Consider the following 19,098-nt stretch of genomic DNA (forward strand, 5'->3'; position numbering starts at 1 on the left):
TGTCTTTGTTTTAAGGCAGAAATTGAGCTCGTGGCTGATGATGGATATGCGTTTCTTCAACACGAAAGGACAATTGAATAGGTCATCCTGCCATTAGCACGTTGAAGGAGACGAAGTCAGCACTTCAGACACGCTCAAAAACAGCAAATTGATTGATGAACTAGAAGGAGCTTGAAGCAGCTATGTTGCAAATAATTAAAGCAAGATGGATTGTATTAATGGTGTGGATGATAACAGCTGTGATTCTGTTTATTACTGCGCCCGATTTAGAGGAATTAACAAGAGAAAAAGGGCAGTTAAAGGTTCCAGAGGGGACACCAACAGCTGAGGCACTTCACTTATTGGATAAGCTTTCAGATCATAATGGGGAAAAAGATACTGGTGTGATTGTATTCTCCGAACAACATTTGTTCCCTGCCAAAGAGCAGGAATTAAAAAAGGCTTTAGCTGCACTCATGACACATGCCCCAGAACTCCACATTGACGGAATTACTTCGTATTTTCATGTAGATCGTGACATTCAAAAACAACTTTTATCAAAGGATAAAAGTACACTTCTTGTTCCATTCAAATTCGACCACTACGAAACAAAAGCTGTGAAGGTTAAAGAACGAATTGAGGAAGTTTTAAAGCCCTACAACGTCTCATATGAAATGACAGGTCAAAAATTTGTGGACTCAGATGTCATTAAAAGCTCTCAACAAGGTCTGAAGAAAACTGAACTTATCACGATGATTTTTATTTTCTTTATTTTAATAATTGTATTCAGATCGATACTGGCACCTGTTGTTCCGCTTATTACGATTGGCATTTCTTATGCTGTCAGCCGGTGTATTGTGGCTTTTCTCGTAGAATATACACCATTTCCTATTTCTAATTTCACTCAGATTTTTATGGTAGCTATTATGTTCGGTATAGGAACGGATTATTGTATATTACTTTTAAGCCGTTTTAAAGAGGAGATTGGTCAGGGGCGTGATGTCAAAGAATCGATTATCATCACGTATCAATGTGCAGGGAAAACAGTCTTTTTCAGCGGCTTAGCTGTGTTAGTCGGCTTCTCAAGTATTGGTTTCGCAAAATTCCAATTGTACCAATCAGCAGTCAGCGTTGCCGTAGGCGTTGGCATTCTGCTCATTGCACTTGTCACAATCGTTCCCTTTTTTATGTCGGTTTTCGGAAAATCCCTTTTTTGGCCGTCTAAAAGAGAAAACATTCGTCATCCACAAAGTAAGATTTGGGAATGGGCTGGGCGCTTTTCATTTAAAAGACCGCTCATCAGCTTAGGTGTAGTTGCACTCATCACTGTTCCTCCGATTCTGATGTATGACGGCACTCTTTCTTATAATAGTTTAAATGAGATTGGGACAAAGTATGAGTCAGTGTCTGCATTTAATACGATATCTGAGCAATTTGGCTTTGGTGAAGCGCTGCCGCTGAATGTGCTTGTCGAAAGTGACAATGAGCTCGATAATCAAGAAAAGATCGTCATGATTGAAAAACTGACCCGTAAGTTAAATGACATTGAGGAAGTGAAAGCGGTTCGCAGTGTCACTCGCCCAGTTGGAGACGGGTTAAGTCAGCTCTACGTTACCTCTCAAGCGAAAGAGCTGGGAGGAGAGCTTGGGAAAGGTCACGAGGGCATCGGGAAAATTACAGATGGCTTGACCGAAACAAACTTAGCACTTCTCAAACAAAAACCAAAAATTGAAGAATCCGCTAAAGGGATTGATCAATTGATTGATGGGACAAAAGCCATCAAAGGCGGTATCGGAGAAGTGAGGAAATCACTCATTTCTTTAGAGGATGGTGTGAGGCGCAGTAAAGAGGGCGTAGGAACCATTCGCACTGAAATCAAACAAGCGAAAAAAGAATTAGAGCAAGAATATCGCAGAAGTGAAACCATGATTCAAGATCTTGAACGAGTCGTAAGCACACTGGAAGGTCACGCAACATCAAATGAGCAGCTGATGACAACGATTAAAAAAGTGAAACAATCCTATGAAAACGTATCATTTGAAGGGCTTGAAAACCGGCTTCCAGAAATCAAAGACATGAATGAATACAAAGAAATCAAAAAAGTATTCAAAGACACAAAAGGAATGCTCGATCAAGCTGGAGAGCAAATGAGTGTCTATGAAGAGGAAGCATCTGCCTTTAAACAAAAGATCAAGAAAGCAGATCAAGTCATTCAAACGTTCTCAAGCAAGCAAAAAGAAATCAAACAACAAGTAAAGGCGCTGATGACAGGTCTAGATCAAATTTATGATGGTCTTGATGAAACGAATAAAGGCCAAAAACAGCTCATCAAAGAAATGCCTAAAATTGAAGATGGCGCAGATCAGCTGACAGATGGCCAAAAAGCCGTGAAAAAAGGGTTTAACCAGCTATCATCTAAACTATCACTATTAACAGATGGATTAGATGAAAGTATTTCCGGACTTGAGCAAGTAAAAAGCGGCTTTACCGAGGCAGACAGCTACTTAAAACAGCTTCAGGAAGCACCAGATGAAGAAGTAACGGGCTGGTTTATACCAGAAGAAGTATTGAAACGCCATGAGTTTAAGAAAATATTTAATACGTATATGTCCCCAGATCGCAAATTAACAACCTTTGAAGTAATTTTAAATGTAAATCCATACAGCAATGAAGCAATGAAAGGTGTAGCAAAAATCGAAGAAACCCTTGATCAATATTTACCTGTAAGTGGTTTGAAAAATGCCAATTACGGTGTATCTGGTATCTCCAGTTTAAATGTTGACTTAAAAGAAACGTCAGACGGTGACTTTATCAGAACGGTTATTTTCATGTTAATTGGTATCTTTATTATTTTAGTTTTATTACTAAGGTCAATCGTCATGCCGATATACTTAACACTTTCACTCATATTAACGTATTTTACATCCATTGGCTTAACAGAATGGATTTTCAAAACATTCTTTGGCTACGATGGTGTCAGCTGGGCTGTTCCATTTTTCAGCTTTGTGATCCTTGTGACCCTTGGCATTGATTATTCGATCTTCCTGATGGATCGCTTTAATGAATGGAAGGGAGAGCATGTTCAAGCATCCATGATATCAGCGATGAGAAATATGGGGTCCGTCATTATTTCAGCAGTTGCTATTTTAGCGGGTACTTTTGCTGCGATGCTGCCATCGGGTGTTTTATCATTAGTTGAAATTGCAACGGTCGTACTCATTGGACTTTTATTATATGCTTTTGTTGTTCTACCACTCTTTATCCCGGTCATGGTTCGCATCTTTGGAAAATGGAATTGGTGGCCGTTTAGAATGAAATAACAACCTGCGTCTCTGCTTTTAGCAGAGGCGTTTTTATTTCCTATCCTTTCCTCTGATTGATATAATGACTATTAAATGGCTGTTTCACGTATATATCAGCTATGTTCTAATACATAATAAATAGGATGAACAAAGGAGGTTTCTCATGACGTACTTACAAGAGAAGACATTTGATACACCTGGTCTTCATACTCATATTGTCAAAACAGAAAAATTTAAAACCGTGACGATCCTTTTTAAAATGCTTGCGCCTTTATCCAAAGATGACGTCACCATGCGTTCCCTTTTCCCGCATGTGCTTTTAAGAGGAACAGAAAAAATGCCGAAAACGGGAGAGCTTCGTGCTTATTTCGACGAGCTCTATGGGGCGACCGTTTCCGCAGACATGGCGAAAAAAGGTGAAAATCACATCATTACCTTCCGTCTAGAAATGGCGAATGAAAAATATTTAAAGGATCAAACCCCTTTACTAGAAAAAGGGATTGCCTTACTTTCTGAACTATTATTCCACCCGTACGTGGAAAACGGAGTATTTCATGAATTGTACGTTGAGCAAGAAAAACGAACATTGAAACAGCGCATTCAAGCCGTTTATGATGACAAAATGCGCTATTCAAACTTAAGACTTGTGCAGGAAATGTGTAAAGGTGAGCCATATGCACTGCACGTCAATGGTGAAATGGAAGACGTCGAAGCGATTACGGCAGAAGCGCTCTTTAAAGCATACGAGCATGCACTTAAGTCCAACCAGCTGGATCTCTATGTTGTGGGAGACGTTGATGAACAAGACATCAATCGAATGGTCTCGCAATACTTTAAAACAAGTGAAAGAGAGCCAGTCAAACAAAATACCGAATCATCAAGATCACAAATAGAGCCAAAAGAAGTCATTGATGAAGAGGACGTAAAACAAGGAAAGCTGAACATTGGTTTTCGCACACATACAACGATAGCAGATGAAGATTATCCGGCGCTGCATTTATTTAATGGCATATTCGGAGGCTTCTCTCATTCAAAGCTATTTATCAATGTGCGGGAAAAAGCAAGTCTTGCGTACTATGCTGTTTCTAGACTTGAGAGCTTTAAAGGTTTGATGATGGTCATGTCAGGAATTGAAGTCGGCAACTATCAGCAGGCAGTAGACATCATCAAAGAACAATTTGATGCCATGCAAAAAGGCAATTTTTCTGATGAAGCAATTGAACAGACAAAGGCTGTCGTCAAAAACCAGTTGCTCGAAACCATTGATACGTCTTATGGAACAGCGGAATACTTATATCAGCATGCCGTCGTGCCAACAGGGGAGAGCCTCGATTCCTTTTTAGAAGCGTTAGACAGAGTGACAAAAGAGGACATCATCAAAGTGGGTCAAAAAATCGAATGGGATACGACCTATTTTCTTAAAGGAACGGAGGGTGCTTCATGACAGTGAAAACAATTCAATTCGATCAGCTGCAAGAAACGGTCTATCATGAAAAAATGGATAGCGGACTTGACGTCTATGTACTGCCAAAGCAAGGATTTAACAAAACATATGCAACCTTCACAACAAAATACGGCTCTGTCGACAATGAATTTGTGCCGCTTGGCAAAGAAGACATGATCCGAGTGCCTGATGGAATTGCCCATTTCTTAGAGCACAAGCTGTTTGAAAAAGAAGATGGAGATGTGTTTCATACATTTAGTAAACAAGGAGCATCCGCAAATGCTTTTACGACATTTACGAGAACAGCTTACTTATTCTCAAGCACCTCAAATGTCGAACAAAACCTTGAGACACTCATTGATTTTGTGCAAGAACCTTATTTTACTGAAAAAACTGTCGAAAAAGAAAAGGGCATCATTGGTCAAGAGATTAACATGTATGATGACAATCCCGACTGGCGTTTATTCTTCGGTTTGATTGAAAATCTATATCAAGAGCATCCTGTGAGAATTGATATAGCTGGAACAGTAGAAAGCATCGCTCCGATTACAAAAGATCATTTGTATGAATGCTATGAAACGTTCTATCACCCAAGCAATATGCTTCTATTTGTTGTCGGTCCCGTTGATCCGAAGCAAATATTAGATCAAGTTCGAGCGAATCAGGCGAAAAAGCCATTTACAGACCAGCCAGAGATCAAACGAAAAGACATCAATGAGCCTGAAGGTGTGTACCGAAAAGAATACGAACTTCCAATGAACGTACAAGGTTCAAAATGTATGTTTGGATTAAAAACAAAGAATCCTCATAAAAAAGGCAATGAACTGTTAAAACATGAGCTCGGAATGAATCTCATTTTAGAGACGCTGTTTGGTAAAAGCTCCTTACAATATGAACAGATGTATGAAAAAGGCTTAATTGATGAGACCTTCAGCTACGATTATACGGAAGAAGGCGGCTTTGGCTTCACTTCAGTTGGTGGAGATACAAATGACCCTGATCAACTCGCAGATGAATTAAAAGAAACGCTTCTTCAAGCAAAAAGCCTGATCACAGAAGAAAAGATTGAACTTGCTCGCAAGAAAAAAATTGGCAGCTTTTTAAAAGCAATGAACTCCCCGGAGTACATCGCCAATCAATTCACTCGATACGCATTCTTAGAAATGAGCTTATTTGATGTCGTGCCAGTACTGGAGCAAATCCAATTAACAGATATTCAGCAAATCTTAGACGAAGAAATTGATGAAGAAAGAATGTCAGTTTTTAAAGTCGTACCGAAAGCAAAATAAATGAAAAAAAGACAAACTCAACGTATAAGAGTTTGTCTTTTTTGTGTCCAGCTAAAGAAAGCGCTTTATATGCGAAGATATTGATTGACAATTGTTTCGGTAATTAGTTAAACTCTTTAATAGTTAAACAATCAAACTAAAGGAGCAGCATATGGTACAAAATAAAATTGCCCAGCTCATCCAGAGATATGCGGACGTCTATCTCATGATGGAGAAAAAAGTATCGAGTATGATCACGGAAAAGCTCGATAAAGAACTGACACTTGATCAATATTACTCGCTTCGATACATCAATTTACACCCAGGATGTACATCAACAGACCTTGCCATCGAATGTAATGTCAACAAAAGTGCTGTGACATCCATGACCAATCGTCTTTTTAATAAAGATTATATTTATCGAGAGCATGATCAAGCTGATCGAAGAAACGTTCATCTTTATGTGACACCCGAAGGAAAAGAAGTGGTCAGCCGAATGGAAAAGCAGCTTCAGGATCTTGTTCGGTCATATTTAGAAAAATTTGATGAAAAAGAAATCGAATCATTTATTCAAACATATGAAAAGATTTATCAAATTATCATCGAAGAGGAGGCACAACATAGTAATGAGAGCAATCATAAAGGGTAGATGGCTGATCACGATCCTTTGGGTCGTACTAGCGGCTGTATTATTAATCACCGCCCCTAATATGGCGCAATTAACAAAAGAAAAAGGGCAGATTTCTGTTCCAGATGGTTATCCTTCTTCCTACGCCGATCAATTATTAAAGAACATGTCTGAAAATGGGGATACGGAAAAATCGATCGTCATTGTCTTTCAAGGAAAGGATATCGTCAAAGAAAGAGAAGCCTCTTTAAAGAAAGCGATGGAGATTTTAGAAAAGGATCAAGATCTCCATGTTGAAGACATCACTTCTTATTTTGATGCAAACAAAGATATTAAAAAACAGATGCTCTCTAAAGATCAAACAACACTTCTTGTTCCAGTTACATACGACTCGAACAAAATCAAAGCATCCGATTTTAAAGAAAGAGTCAATGAAAAGCTTAAGAGCCTGAACCTGAAATTTGAAATGACAGGGCAGCCGCTAATCGACGATGATGTCATCACAAGCTCACAAGAAGGTCTGAAAAAAACGGAATTCATTACAATTGGGTTTATTTTAATTGTTCTTGTGCTTGTCTTTAGATCCGCAGTGGCACCGTTCGTTCCTTTAGTGGCCGTGGCGCTTTCCTATTTGGTCAGCCAATCCATTGTGGCTTACCTAGTAAAGTATGTTGATTTTCCGCTCTCGACCTTTACCCAAATTTTTATGGTCGCCATCATGTTTGGGATTGGAACCGACTACTGCATCCTGTTGCTAAGCCGGTTTAAAGAAGAACTATCTCACGGAAAAGATAAGATTGAGGCGATTATTACAACATATAAGACGGCAGGTAAAACCGTTTTATTCAGCGGAATTGCTGTCCTCATTGGTTTTACGTGTATCGGTTTAGCCCAATTCCAACTGTATAAATCAGCTGTAGCCGTGGCGGTTGGTGTCGCCGTGTTAATTGTGGCACTGCTCACTGTCGTTCCATTCTTTATGGCGGTTTTAGGAAAAGTGTTATTTTGGCCGATCAAAGGCGATATTGCCCACCCGCAATCGAAAATGTGGGAAACAGCCGGTCGTTTCTCATTTAAGAAACCACTTCTCAGCTTGCTAATCGTTGCAATTATTACCCTTCCAGCGATTCTTATGTATAAAGGAACACTTTCATATAACAACCTAGACGAAATCGGCAATAAATACGAATCCGTCAATGCATTTAATACGATCTCTGACAAATTTGGACCAGGTGAAGCCCTTCCAGCAACCGTTGTCGTGAAATCATCCGATCTTTTAGACAATAACGAAGGTCTGATTGCTGTTGAAAAACTCAGTCGTGCGATTGAGCAAACAGATGGCGTGAGTAAAGTAAGAAGTGCGACACGCCCTGTTGGAAAAGGACTGAATGATCTGTACGTGAAATCTCAAGCCAAAGAGCTAAATAGCGGGCTTGATAAAAGTAACGAAGGGTTGAAAAAGATCCAAGATGCTCTTACAACCATGAGTAAGTCCATCGAGGATCAAACACCACAAATTAAAGCATCTGGAAAAGGCATTAACAAATTGATTTCTGGAACCGAATCCGTAAAATCAGGTATTCAAAACGTCGAAAAAACGATGAGAGATCTGCAAAACGGAATTGATCAAAACAAAAAAGGTGTTTCTGAAATTAAAGAAAGAATAAAGGGTGCGAAAAAAGAATTAACAGATCAAGTCGAACAAGTGAATCAGCAAGTGGCACTGTATAAAAGCATTTCCAAAGAATTAAAAGCAGCATTGGCACAAGTCGATACGTCATCCTCTGCCGCAGCGGATGTGAAAGCTTTGATCAGTCAAGCGAATAAACAGTTCAGTACACTTGAAGAGCAAATTCCGCAAGTGAAAGAAAACCAATCATATCAAGCCATCAAAGCTTCATATAACGAACTTTCTACTACCTTGCAAGAAGGCGCTAAACAGGCAGACAGCTATGCAAAACAAGCAAAAGAAGCAAAAAAACAGCTTGAAGCAGCAGATGCTTTTATCGCAAAAGCTTCAGAGCAGCAAAAAGTGTTTACAAATCAAATTGATGAGCTAATTGCTGGCTTAGAAGCCATTGAAAACGGGCTAGATCAAACGTCTAAAGGCCAAGGACAGTTAGCTGATAGTATGCCTAAACTTGCAAATGGAGCCGGCGACATCATTAATGGTCAAAAACAAATGAAAGAAAAAATTGGCGGCTTTGGTGACGATCTGACCAAGCTGACGGATGGTCTAAACAAAAGTGTCGACGGTCTTGAGAAAATTTCAAACGGCTTAATGGGTGCAGGAGACTACTTAGATGAACTGAAAAACGCACCAGATCAAGACATGGCCGGTTGGTTTATTCCAAAAGATGTCCTGAAAAATAAAGCTTTCAAGCAAGTGTTCGATTCCTATATGTCGGATGACCGCAAGATGACAAAGATTGACGTCATCTTAGAAGACAATCCATATGGAAACGACGCCATGAAAACGATTAAACAAGTAGAGGCTTCCGTCAAACGTGCACTTCCTGAAACAAACTTAAAAGATGTTTCATTTGGCGTATCTGGTGTATCAAGTATGAACGCTGATTTAAAACAGCTGTCAGACCAAGACTTCAATAAGACGGTTTTTTACATGATGATCGGTATTTTCTTAATACTAGTGATTCTCTTCCGTTCTCTCGTGATGCCGCTTTACTTAGTTGGATCGCTGATTTTAACGTACTTTACCGCCATTGGTGTAACAGAATTTATTTTCACCCATTTCTTCGGATATCCGGGCATCAACTGGGCTGTTCCATTCTTTGGCTTTGTCATCTTAATGGCGCTTGGAGTCGATTATTCGATTTTCTTAATGGAACGTTTCAATGAATACAAAACAAAAGACATTCAGTTTGCCATGACTGAATCAATGAAAAATATGGGATCTGTTATTATGTCTGCTGCCGTCATTTTGGCAGGAACATTTGCAGCGATGCTGCCATCAGGTGTATTGTCACTCCTACAGATTGCAACACTTGTTCTCACAGGGCTTTTATTGTATGCACTCGTTGTGCTACCATTGTTCGTACCTGTGATGGTCAAATTGTTCGGATCAGCGAATTGGTTCCCATTTAAACGAAAAGAATAAGGATTCCATAAAGAAAGTAGGAACAAAGTATGAGTCGTTGGGCACTTATTACTGGTGCCAGTGGCGGAATTGGGCAGGCGACAGCCAAAAAGCTTGCCCAAGAAGGCTGCCATCTGATGCTCCATTATCATCAAAATGAACAAGCGGCTAGTCGTCTTTCCGCTGATCTCAAAGAAACATATCAAGTAGAAACGCACGTCGTTCAAGCTGATTTAGCGAAAACAGGCGGAGCAGCAGAGCTTGTCAGCCGCCTGCCGCTTGATCCAGATATTCTTGTTTTAAATAGCGGAAAGAGTCATGTTGGTTTAGTGACAGATACTGAAAAAGAAGTTCTAGCCAGCATGGTGCAGCTTCATGTGACAAGTCCATATGAGCTTACCCAATCCATTTTGCCTGCCATGATCCAAAAAAAGTCAGGTCATATTATTGCGGTTAGCTCAATATGGGGGGAAACGGGTGCCTCGTGTGAAGTACTGTATAGTATGGTCAAGGGTGCTCAAAATGCTTTCATTAAAGGGCTTGCCAAAGAGCTTGCCCCAAGTGGAATTAGAGCAAATGCAGTCTCACCAGGTGCTGTTCAAACTGATATGATGAAAAGCTTCACACAAGAAGACCTTGCGATGATGGAAGAGGAGATTCCGCTCGGCCGTCTTGCCGCACCTGAAGAGATAGCCGATATCATTTGGTTTCTCGCCTCAAAGCAGTCAAGTTATATGACAGGTCAAATTTTATCCGTTAATGGCGGCTGGTACTGTTAAAAACGTGTATAATTCGTCACTCCATGACAAAAGCTATGGCTGTAATTCATCTTTTCGAATGGAGGAATCGACATGTCAGTACTTGAGAACTGGGACCATTGGAAAAACTTTTTAGGAGACCGTTTAAATCATGCGCAGGATAAAGGCTTAAAAGATGATACTATCAATAACCTTGCGTATGAAATTGGCGGATACCTGGCTAATGAAGTTGAAGCAAAGAATGAGCAAGAAAGAGTACTTGCTGACCTTTGGAGCGTCGCATCAGAAGATGAGCAGCGCGCAATTGCCAATATGATGGTCAAACTGGTTGAAAATAATAGCTCGCACTAAACAAAAAGAGGGGTCGTTTGTGCCTCTCTTTTTATTTTAACTGTTTCACAACATTGTGCTTTCTAAAAATGTGAAAATGCTTTATGATAAAGGAAGGTAAAAATTTGCCACAATGAAGGGGGTAATATCATTTGGCAAAGCTCGAATGGTATTTTGAATATGAGATACAGGTGAACCGTCCCGGACTTTTAGGAGACATTTCTTCTTTAATGGGGATGCTTTCAATTAATATTGTGACAATTAATGGTGTTGATGTATCAAGACGCGGCATGCTTCTTCGCTGTGACCACACAGAACAAATTAAGCGCCTTGAATCAATTTTAAATACAATGGAAACGATAAAAGTAACGAAACTAAGACAGCCAAAACTTCGTGACCGTTTAGCTGTTCGTCATGGAAGATACATTCAGCGTGATGCGGATGACAAAAAGACGTTCCGTTTTGAAAGGGACGAGCTTGGTCTACTTGTTGATTTTATGGCTGAATTATTTAAAAAAGAAGGACATAAATTGATTGGAATTCGCGGAATGCCGCGGGTTGGAAAAACAGAATCAATTGTTGCTTCAAGTGTATGTGCAAGTAAGAGATGGCTGTTTGTATCGTCTACTCTTTTGAAACAGACCATTCGCAGTCAGCTGATTGCAGATGAATACAGCCCAGATAACGTCTTTATTATTGATGGGATTGTGTCGACAAGAAGAGGTTCTGAAAAGCACTTGCAGCTTTTAAGAGAAATTATGAGACTGCCTGCTACAAAGGTTGTAGAGCATCCAGATATCTTTATTCAAAATTCAGAATATACAATGGATGATTTCGACTACATCATTGAATTGCGTAATAGTGCAGACGAAGAAATTACATACGAGCACGCTGAAGAACCACAAGTGTTTGATCATTCTGGTTTTTCTGGCTTCGATTTTTAATATGGTAATGGTAGGTGTTTGTTTTGACTGAATTGGGAAAACGGCTCGTTGAGGCCAGAGAGGAAAAAGGGATGTCGCTGGAGGATCTGATGGCGGCTACCAAAATCCAAAAGCGCTATTTGCTAGCAATAGAACAAGGAAATTATGATATCATTCCAGGTAAATTTTACGTCAGAGCGTTTATTAAACAATATGCCGAAGCCGTTGGACTGAATCCTGAACAATTGTTCGAAGAGTTTCGTAAAGATGTACCAAGTACGTATAACGATGAAGTGTCTGATAAATTATCAAATATTAAACCGCAAAGAGAGCTGCCAAAGCCTGCCTCAAAGGTACTGGAGCTGCTTCCGACGATTTTAATCATTGGAGGGATCCTTGTGGTGATCGCTATCATTTATGTGATCGTTCAAGCGGTTAATCATGATAGCGGACAGAAAAATAATCAGGCGGCTCCTCAGCAATCAGAATCAAAATACGAAGTGTCTGAGGATTCATCGCTTGCAAAGGATCAAAAGAAAAAGGATAAAGCTTCGTCAGATGATCAAGAAAAATCATCTGAAAAAGACGATTCCTCAAAGGATTCATCTAAAGACGATGAAGATGTTTCTTTGAAGGCGACGAATACAGAGGGTTCTACGACAACGTATGAAGTATCAGGTGCAGAAGAGATGGAGCTAACCATTTCTGCCTCACAAGCTTCATGGCTTCGTGTGAGAGACGAATCTGGAAAAGTGCTGAAGATGGGTGAATTGAAAGATGGCGAATCGTTTAAAACAGACTTAACTGATCTTTCCCAAGTCGATATCCGCTTAGGAAATGCAACAGGAATCGATATCAAAGTCAATGACGAAACGCTGAAGTACGAATTAGACCCTAAAAACACCATGACACAAAACATTGTGATTGTGAATAAAGGAAAGGAAAAGTCATCTTAAGCAAGTAGATGACTTTTCTTTTGTTCCTACTATTATATACATAAAAAAATGCTTTATTGGAGGATTGGAATTCATGTTTAACTTACCGAATAAAATTACTCTTTCTAGGATCGCCTTGATTCCTGTGTTTATGTTGATTATGCTTGCTCCATTAGATTGGGGTGTCGCGCGCTTTGGTGACGTCAGCATCGAAGTCACTCACCTTGTTGGAGCGATCTTGTTTATTGTCGCTTCGACAACCGACTGGATTGATGGTTACTATGCACGTAAGCTCAATTTAGTCACAAACTTTGGTAAATTTTTAGATCCGCTTGCAGATAAATTGCTTGTTTCAGCGGCTTTAATTATACTTGTTCAATACAATCTCACACCGGCATGGATGGCAATTGTGATCATTAGCCGTGAATTTGCTGTAACGGGCCTAAGGCTTGTCTTAGCTGGAGGCGGTGAAGTGGTCGCAGCCAATATGCTTGGAAAAGTGAAGACGTGGGCGCAAATCATTGCGATTTCGGCACTTCTTTTGCATAACCTGCCGTTTGAACTTGTATCATTCCCTTTTGGTGATCTTGCCATGTGGGTAGCGGTGTTCTTCACTGTTGTCTCAGGATGGGATTACTTTGCGAAAAACTGGGAAGCCTTAAAGAATTCTAACTAAAAAGGACGTGTACGCTTTGAAGTCAGAGAGAAAAGCAGAAATTATTGCAGTCGGTTCCGAACTTTTGCTAGGGCAAATTACGAATACGAATGCACAATTCATCAGCAAACAACTAGCTGAAATTGGTGTGAATGTTTATTACCACACAGCAGTTGGTGACAATCCAGAGCGTTTAAAAAGGGCCATTCAAGTGGCACAGGAAAGATCGAATTTTATTATCTTCTCAGGTGGTCTTGGACCAACGAAAGACGATTTAACAAAAGAAACCATTGCGAGTACGCTCGGTAAAGAGCTTGTGCTAAATGAAGAAGCATTTGAGTCTATTCAAGAATACTTCCGTAAAACCGGACGCGATATGTCGCCGAACAACCGTAAACAGGCGCTCGTTCTAGAGGGATCTGATGTGCTCGTAAACCGTTTCGGAATGGCACCTGGTATGTTTATACAAGAGGGAGATACGTTTTACATTCTGCTCCCTGGACCGCCAAGTGAATTGCACCCGATGTTTGAAAACGAAGCGAAGCCGCTTATTTCTGAAAAACTCGGCCTAAAGGAAAAAATCGTGTCTGTTGTCTTGCGTTTCTTTGGCATCGGTGAATCTCAGCTGGAAACAGATCTTGAAGATTTAATTGATGCACAGACCAATCCAACGATTGCACCGCTTGCAGCTGACGGGGAAGTGACGCTAAGGCTGACAGCCAAGCATGAGGATGAAAAAGAAACAGAGCGTCTGTTAAAAGAAACAGAAGCACAAATTTTAGAACGGGTCGGCGAGTACTTCTACGGATATGGTAATACATCTCTTGCCTTTGAAGCTTCAAAGGCCTTGCATGAACACGGGAAAACAGTAGCAGCGGCTGAAAGCCTGACTGGTGGTATGTTTTCAGAGTGGCTGACAGATCTCGAAGGGGCATCATCCATTTTAAACGGCAGTGTGGTTTGTTACACAAATCAAGTTAAGCAGCAAGTGCTGGGCTGCCGTGAAGAAACATTGTCTTCTCATGGTGCTGTCAGCAAAGAGTGTGCGTTAGAGCTCGCCGAAGGCGTTAGAAAACTGACGGGAAGCGATATCGGTATTAGCTTTACAGGTGTGGCAGGTCCTGAACCACACGAAGGACAGCCGGTTGGAAAAGTATTTATCGGGCTATCGACAAAAGACCAGACAGACGTGTTTGAATGGATGTTTACTGGCAGTCGATCAGGCATTCGCAAGCGTGCTGTGAAATATGGTTTGCACCACCTTCTCAAATTATTAAAAGATAGTTAATTTTGTTTTTTATCAGGTTTACTCCTTTATAAAAGAGCGTTTTTTCTAATAGAAACAGCTCTTTTCTTAAATAATCTGCCAAGAAAAAATCGAATATGTGTTCGTTTTTTTCTTGGCAAATGACGTAAAACAAGGTATAGTATAGATAGTGGAATTGATAAAGGAGGAAACAATAGAATGAGTGATCGTCAAGCAGCCTTAGATATGGCTCTTAAACAAATAGAAAAACAGTTTGGTAAAGGCTCTATTATGAAACTAGGAGAGCAAACAGATACACGTATTTCAACAGTACCTAGTGGTTCGTTAGCACTTGATACTGCGCTTGGAATAGGTGGATACCCTCGCGGCCGTATTATTGAAGTATATGGTCCAGAGAGTTCTGGTAAAACGACAGTAGCACTTCATGCGATTGCTGAGGTTCAGCAGCAGGGAGGACAAGCTGCATTTATCGATGCGGAGCATGCGCTAGATCCAGTTTACGCTCAAAAATTAGGTGTCAACATTGATGAGTTATTGCTTTCTCAGCCGGATACAGGAGAACAAGCACTTGAAATTGCAGAAGCACTTGTTCGTAGTGGTGCAGTTGATATTGTTGTCATTGACTCAGTAGCTGCTCTTGTACCAAAAGCAGAGATCGAAGGAGACATGGGAGATTCACACGTTGGTCTTCAAGCACGTTTGATGTCTCAAGCACTTCGTAAACTATCTGGTGCTATCAACAAATCAAAAACAATTGCGATCTTTATTAACCAAATTCGTGAAAAAGTAGGGGTTATGTTTGGTAATCCTGAAACAACGCCTGGTGGACGTGCACTTAAGTTCTATTCATCTGTTCGTTTAGAAGTACGCCGTGCTGAACAGTTGAAACAAGGGAACGACATCATGGGGAACAAAACGAGAATTAAAGTTGTGAAAAACAAAGTGGCACCACCATTCCGTATTGCCGAAGTAGACATTATGTACGGTGAAGGTATCTCGAAAGAGGGAGAAATCATCGACCTTGGAAGCGAACTAGATATCGTACAAAAGAGCGGGGCTTGGTATTCTTATCAAGAGGAACGTCTTGGACAAGGACGTGAAAATGCGAAGCAATTCCTAAAAGAGAATAAGGACATTCTTCTTATGATTCAGGAGCAGATCAGGGAGCACTATGGTTTGGATACAAACGGAGTGAAATCAACTGACGAAGAAGGACAAGAAGAATTGGAATTGAATGACTAAAAAGACGCTGAAAAGCGTCTTTTTTTTACAATTACATAACAGCTAGCGGGTCAAAAGTTCTGTCTTTGCTTGAAATAACGACTTACGCCTTAGTCTGACTAGCTTGACAAGTATTTCCGACACAATTACAATGGGAATGTATCACTTGTTTTTCTTAACATGATTGATAACTAATTTAAACTTGACAAGGGCAGTGAGGATCTCATTCCCTGTGAAGGCCCTGTATGTTGAGACACAAAACAATGTACATGCCGACACTTTATTTGTAAAACCAAGTTCATAGCAAGAGGAGGTGAAAATATGTCGCCTACGATGTTTACGATCATCTCCATTTTGCTGAGCCTAATCTGTTTAGTTGTTGGCTACTTTGTTCGTAAAACCATTGCAGAAGCAAAAATATCCGGCGCAAGAAACATGGCCGAACAAATTGTTGAGGATGCAAAGCGTGATGCGGAAGCATTGAAGAAAGAAGCGCTCTTAGAAGCGAAAGATGAAATTCATTCGTTTCGTGTAGAGGCGGAGCAAGAAGTTCGTGAAAGACGTAATGAGCTTCAAAGACAAGAAAACCGTTTACTTCAAAAAGAGGAAAACCTTGATCGCAAGGATGAATCTTTAGATAAACGGGAGTCCCTGTTGGAGAAGAGAGATCATTCTCTGAATGAACGACAACAACATATTGAAGAGATGGAAAGCAAAGTGGATGATATGATTCGTTTGCAGAAAGCTGAGTTGGAGCGTATTTCTAGTCTAACTCGAGATGAAGCGAAACAAATCATTCTGGATCAAGTTGAAAATGAGCTTTCCCACGACATTGCAGTCATGACGAAAGAATCTGAAAACCGGGCGAAAGAAGAGGCTGATAAAAAAGCGAAAAACATTCTTTCACTTGCGTTACAGCGTTGTGCAGCTGATCATGTAGCTGAAACAACAGTATCTGTAGTCAATCTTCCAAATGATGAGATGAAAGGTCGTATTATCGGACGTGAGGGACGAAATATCCGTACGTTAGAAACGTTAACAGGTATTGACCTGATCATTGATGATACACCTGAAGCTGTCATCTTATCGGGATTTGATCCGATAAGACGTGAAACAGCGAGGATAGCTCTGGACAAGCTAGTCCAGGATGGACGTATTCATCCTGCACGAATTGAAGAAATGGTGGAAAAATCACGCCGTGAAGTCGATGATTATATCCGCGAGATGGGTGAGCAAACGACATTTGAAGTCGGAGTTCACGGTTTGCATCCGGATCTCATCAAAATTCTCGGTCGCTTAAAATTCCGTACAAGTTATGGACAAAATGTCCTGAAGCATTCAATTGAGGTTGCACATCTTGCAGGTCTCATGGCTTCAGAGCTTGGAGAAGATGCAAAGCTTGCAAAACGAGCAGGTCTTCTGCATGACATTGGAAAAGCCATTGATCATGAAGTAGAAGGAAGCCACGTGGAAATTGGCGTTGAGCTTGCGACGAAATATAAAGAGCATCCTGTTGTCATCAACAGTATTGCATCTCACCATGGTGACCAAGAACCGACATCTATTATCGCTGTTCTTGTTGCGGCAGCCGATGCATTATCTGCAGCACGCCCTGGTGCAAGAAGTGAGACGCTTGAAAATTACATTCGGAGACTTGAGAAATTAGAAGATATCTCTGAATCTTATGAAGGTGTTGAAAAATCGTTTGCGATACAAGCTGGACGTGAAGTGCGTATTATGGTGAAGCCAGATTCAATTAATGATCTTGAAGCTCACCGTCTAGCAAGGGATATTCGTAAGCGGATTGAGGACGAGCTCGATTACCCTGGTCACATTAAAGTGACAGTTATTCGAGAAACTCGCGCAGTAGAGTATGCAAAATAGAGCGGTGCGCTTAGCGCCGCTTTATTTTTTTGTGTAAATATGCAACACTGATAAGAAGATCATTTTATAAGAGAAAGGGTTCAAAACGTATGAAAATATTATTTGTTGGAGATATCGTTGGTTCACCTGGCAGAGATACACTGAAAGAATACTTGCCAAAGCTAAAGAAAAAATACCAGCCACACTTTACGATTGTCAATGGAGAAAATGCGGCTCATGGGAAAGGACTCACAGAGAAAATCTATCACGAGCTGCTTCAAGCTGGGGCTGATGTGCTCACGATGGGGAACCATACATGGGATAAAAGAGACATTTTCGATTTCATCGATGATGCACCCCATATTGTTCGTCCGGCAAACTTCCCGCAAGGTACACCAGGGAAAGGGCTCACTTTTATTAAAAAACAAGGTAAAGAACTAGCTGTCATCAACTTGCAAGGCCGCACATTTTTACCTCCGATTGACTGCCCATTTCAAAAAGTAGATGAGCTCATAGCAGAAGCTTCAAAACGTACACCGTTTATTTTTATTGATTTTCATGGTGAAGCCACAAGTGAAAAGCAAGCAATGGGTTGGTATACTGATGGCCGTGCATCGTGTGTCGTTGGAACGCATACACATGTTCAAACAGCAGATAACCGCGTCTTGCCAAAAGGAACTGCTTATATTTCGGATGTTGGCATGACTGGTCCTTATGATGGTATTTTAGGTGTTGATCGGGAAACGATTATTAAACGATTTAAAACGAGCCTCCCTGTCCGTTTTGAAATTGCAGAAGGCCGCACGACATTAAGTGCAGTGATCGTAGAAATTGACGAACCGTCGAAAAAAGCTGTCAAAATTGATCGAATTTTGATAAATGATGACCATATTTTCTTTGAATAAATATTCACATATTTATTTCAGAAAAATATTAATCAGAAAGAAGGAATATGCGCCCTCTATCGTGAATATAGTAAAAATGGTAGGTAGCCTGCTATTTTTGAAAAACATTTTGGGGATGGATTTTCAAAAAAATAGCAACATCTAACAAAGATTGTTCTAATGAACACTCACTTATCCATTGTAAATTTAAGGGGGAGCAAAAATGGAAATTTTAAAAGTTTCAGCAAAGTCAAATCCAAATTCAGTAGCAGGAGCATTAGCCGGCGTTTTACGTGAACGCGGTGCAGCGGAAATACAGGCTATCGGCGCTGGAGCACTGAATCAGGCGGTCAAGGCTGTCGCCATTGCAAGGGGATTTGTTGCGCCTAGCGGAGTGGATTTGATATGCATACCAGCCTTTACTGACATTCTTATCGATGGAGAAGAAAGAACAGCAATCAAACTGATTGTTGAACCACGATAATTCTAATTTTATTATTTTCAACCTGCTTACATCATGTAAGCAGGTTGTTTTTGTTTACCG

15 protein-coding genes are annotated in these 19,098 nt (G+C 40.4%); all 15 read left to right on the forward strand.

Features of this window, described 5'->3' with window-relative positions:
• Window positions 1-182 precede the first annotated feature (182 nt).
• Window positions 183-3,299 (forward strand): MMPL family transporter, encoded by a 3,117-nt coding sequence (locus NSQ70_RS08255; RefSeq protein WP_342502542.1) that lies wholly within the window; start codon window positions 183-185, stop codon window positions 3,297-3,299.
• A 145-nt stretch (window positions 3,300-3,444) separates the two neighbouring features.
• Complete coding sequence (locus NSQ70_RS08260; protein WP_342502543.1) at window positions 3,445-4,725, forward strand: pitrilysin family protein; 1,281 nt, start codon at window positions 3,445-3,447, stop codon at window positions 4,723-4,725.
• Window positions 4,722-6,014 carry a pitrilysin family protein gene (locus NSQ70_RS08265; RefSeq protein ID WP_342502544.1) on the forward strand — a complete coding sequence of 431 codons (1,293 nt, stop codon included), beginning with the start codon at window positions 4,722-4,724 and terminating at the stop codon, window positions 6,012-6,014. The genes NSQ70_RS08260 and NSQ70_RS08265 overlap by 4 nt, the downstream gene beginning before the upstream one ends.
• Before the next feature lie 151 nt (window positions 6,015-6,165).
• Window positions 6,166-6,642, forward strand: a complete 477-nt coding sequence (locus NSQ70_RS08270; RefSeq protein ID WP_024720380.1) for a MarR family transcriptional regulator — start codon at window positions 6,166-6,168, stop codon at window positions 6,640-6,642.
• Window positions 6,620-9,739, forward strand: a complete 3,120-nt coding sequence (locus tag NSQ70_RS08275; protein WP_159159626.1) for an MMPL family transporter — start codon at window positions 6,620-6,622, stop codon at window positions 9,737-9,739. Before NSQ70_RS08270 ends, NSQ70_RS08275 begins: the two co-directional genes overlap by 23 nt.
• A gap of 29 nt (window positions 9,740-9,768) precedes the next feature.
• The gene (locus tag NSQ70_RS08280) at window positions 9,769-10,497 is read left to right on the forward strand and encodes an SDR family oxidoreductase (RefSeq protein ID WP_159159627.1); all 729 of its coding nucleotides are present in this window, start codon (window positions 9,769-9,771) and stop codon (window positions 10,495-10,497) included.
• A 72-nt stretch (window positions 10,498-10,569) separates the two neighbouring features.
• On the forward strand, window positions 10,570-10,827 hold the full coding sequence (locus NSQ70_RS08285; protein ID WP_003211590.1) for a DUF3243 domain-containing protein: 258 nt from the start codon (window positions 10,570-10,572) through the stop codon (window positions 10,825-10,827).
• A gap of 131 nt (window positions 10,828-10,958) precedes the next feature.
• Complete coding sequence (locus NSQ70_RS08290; protein WP_039166619.1) at window positions 10,959-11,750, forward strand: DUF3388 domain-containing protein; 792 nt, start codon at window positions 10,959-10,961, stop codon at window positions 11,748-11,750.
• A gap of 23 nt (window positions 11,751-11,773) precedes the next feature.
• Window positions 11,774-12,685 carry a helix-turn-helix domain-containing protein gene (locus NSQ70_RS08295; RefSeq protein WP_041507265.1) on the forward strand — a complete coding sequence of 304 codons (912 nt, stop codon included), beginning with the start codon at window positions 11,774-11,776 and terminating at the stop codon, window positions 12,683-12,685.
• Between the two features lie 73 nt (window positions 12,686-12,758).
• Entirely contained in the window at window positions 12,759-13,340 is a 582-nt protein-coding gene (gene pgsA, locus NSQ70_RS08300) for a CDP-diacylglycerol--glycerol-3-phosphate 3-phosphatidyltransferase (RefSeq protein WP_008344688.1), read from the forward strand.
• Window positions 13,341-13,356: 16 nt separating this feature from the next.
• Window positions 13,357-14,607 (forward strand): competence/damage-inducible protein A, encoded by a 1,251-nt coding sequence (locus tag NSQ70_RS08305; RefSeq protein ID WP_100325017.1) that lies wholly within the window; start codon window positions 13,357-13,359, stop codon window positions 14,605-14,607.
• Window positions 14,608-14,784: 177 nt separating this feature from the next.
• Window positions 14,785-15,828 (forward strand): recombinase RecA, encoded by a 1,044-nt coding sequence (recA, locus tag NSQ70_RS08310; protein ID WP_007499478.1) that lies wholly within the window; start codon window positions 14,785-14,787, stop codon window positions 15,826-15,828.
• 300 nt (window positions 15,829-16,128) lie between these two features.
• The gene (gene rny, locus NSQ70_RS08315) at window positions 16,129-17,691 is read left to right on the forward strand and encodes a ribonuclease Y (RefSeq protein ID WP_003211958.1); all 1,563 of its coding nucleotides are present in this window, start codon (window positions 16,129-16,131) and stop codon (window positions 17,689-17,691) included.
• An 89-nt stretch (window positions 17,692-17,780) separates the two neighbouring features.
• On the forward strand, window positions 17,781-18,575 hold the full coding sequence (locus tag NSQ70_RS08320; RefSeq protein ID WP_019744184.1) for a TIGR00282 family metallophosphoesterase: 795 nt from the start codon (window positions 17,781-17,783) through the stop codon (window positions 18,573-18,575).
• A gap of 202 nt (window positions 18,576-18,777) precedes the next feature.
• Window positions 18,778-19,038, forward strand: coding sequence for a stage V sporulation protein SpoVS (spoVS, locus tag NSQ70_RS08325; RefSeq protein WP_003211281.1), 261 nt, complete (start codon window positions 18,778-18,780; stop codon window positions 19,036-19,038).
• Window positions 19,039-19,098: the final 60 nt, after the last annotated feature.

This window comes from Bacillus sp. FSL R5-0397, assembly GCF_038593395.1.
Classification (GTDB): domain Bacteria; phylum Bacillota; class Bacilli; order Bacillales; family Bacillaceae; genus Bacillus; species Bacillus altitudinis.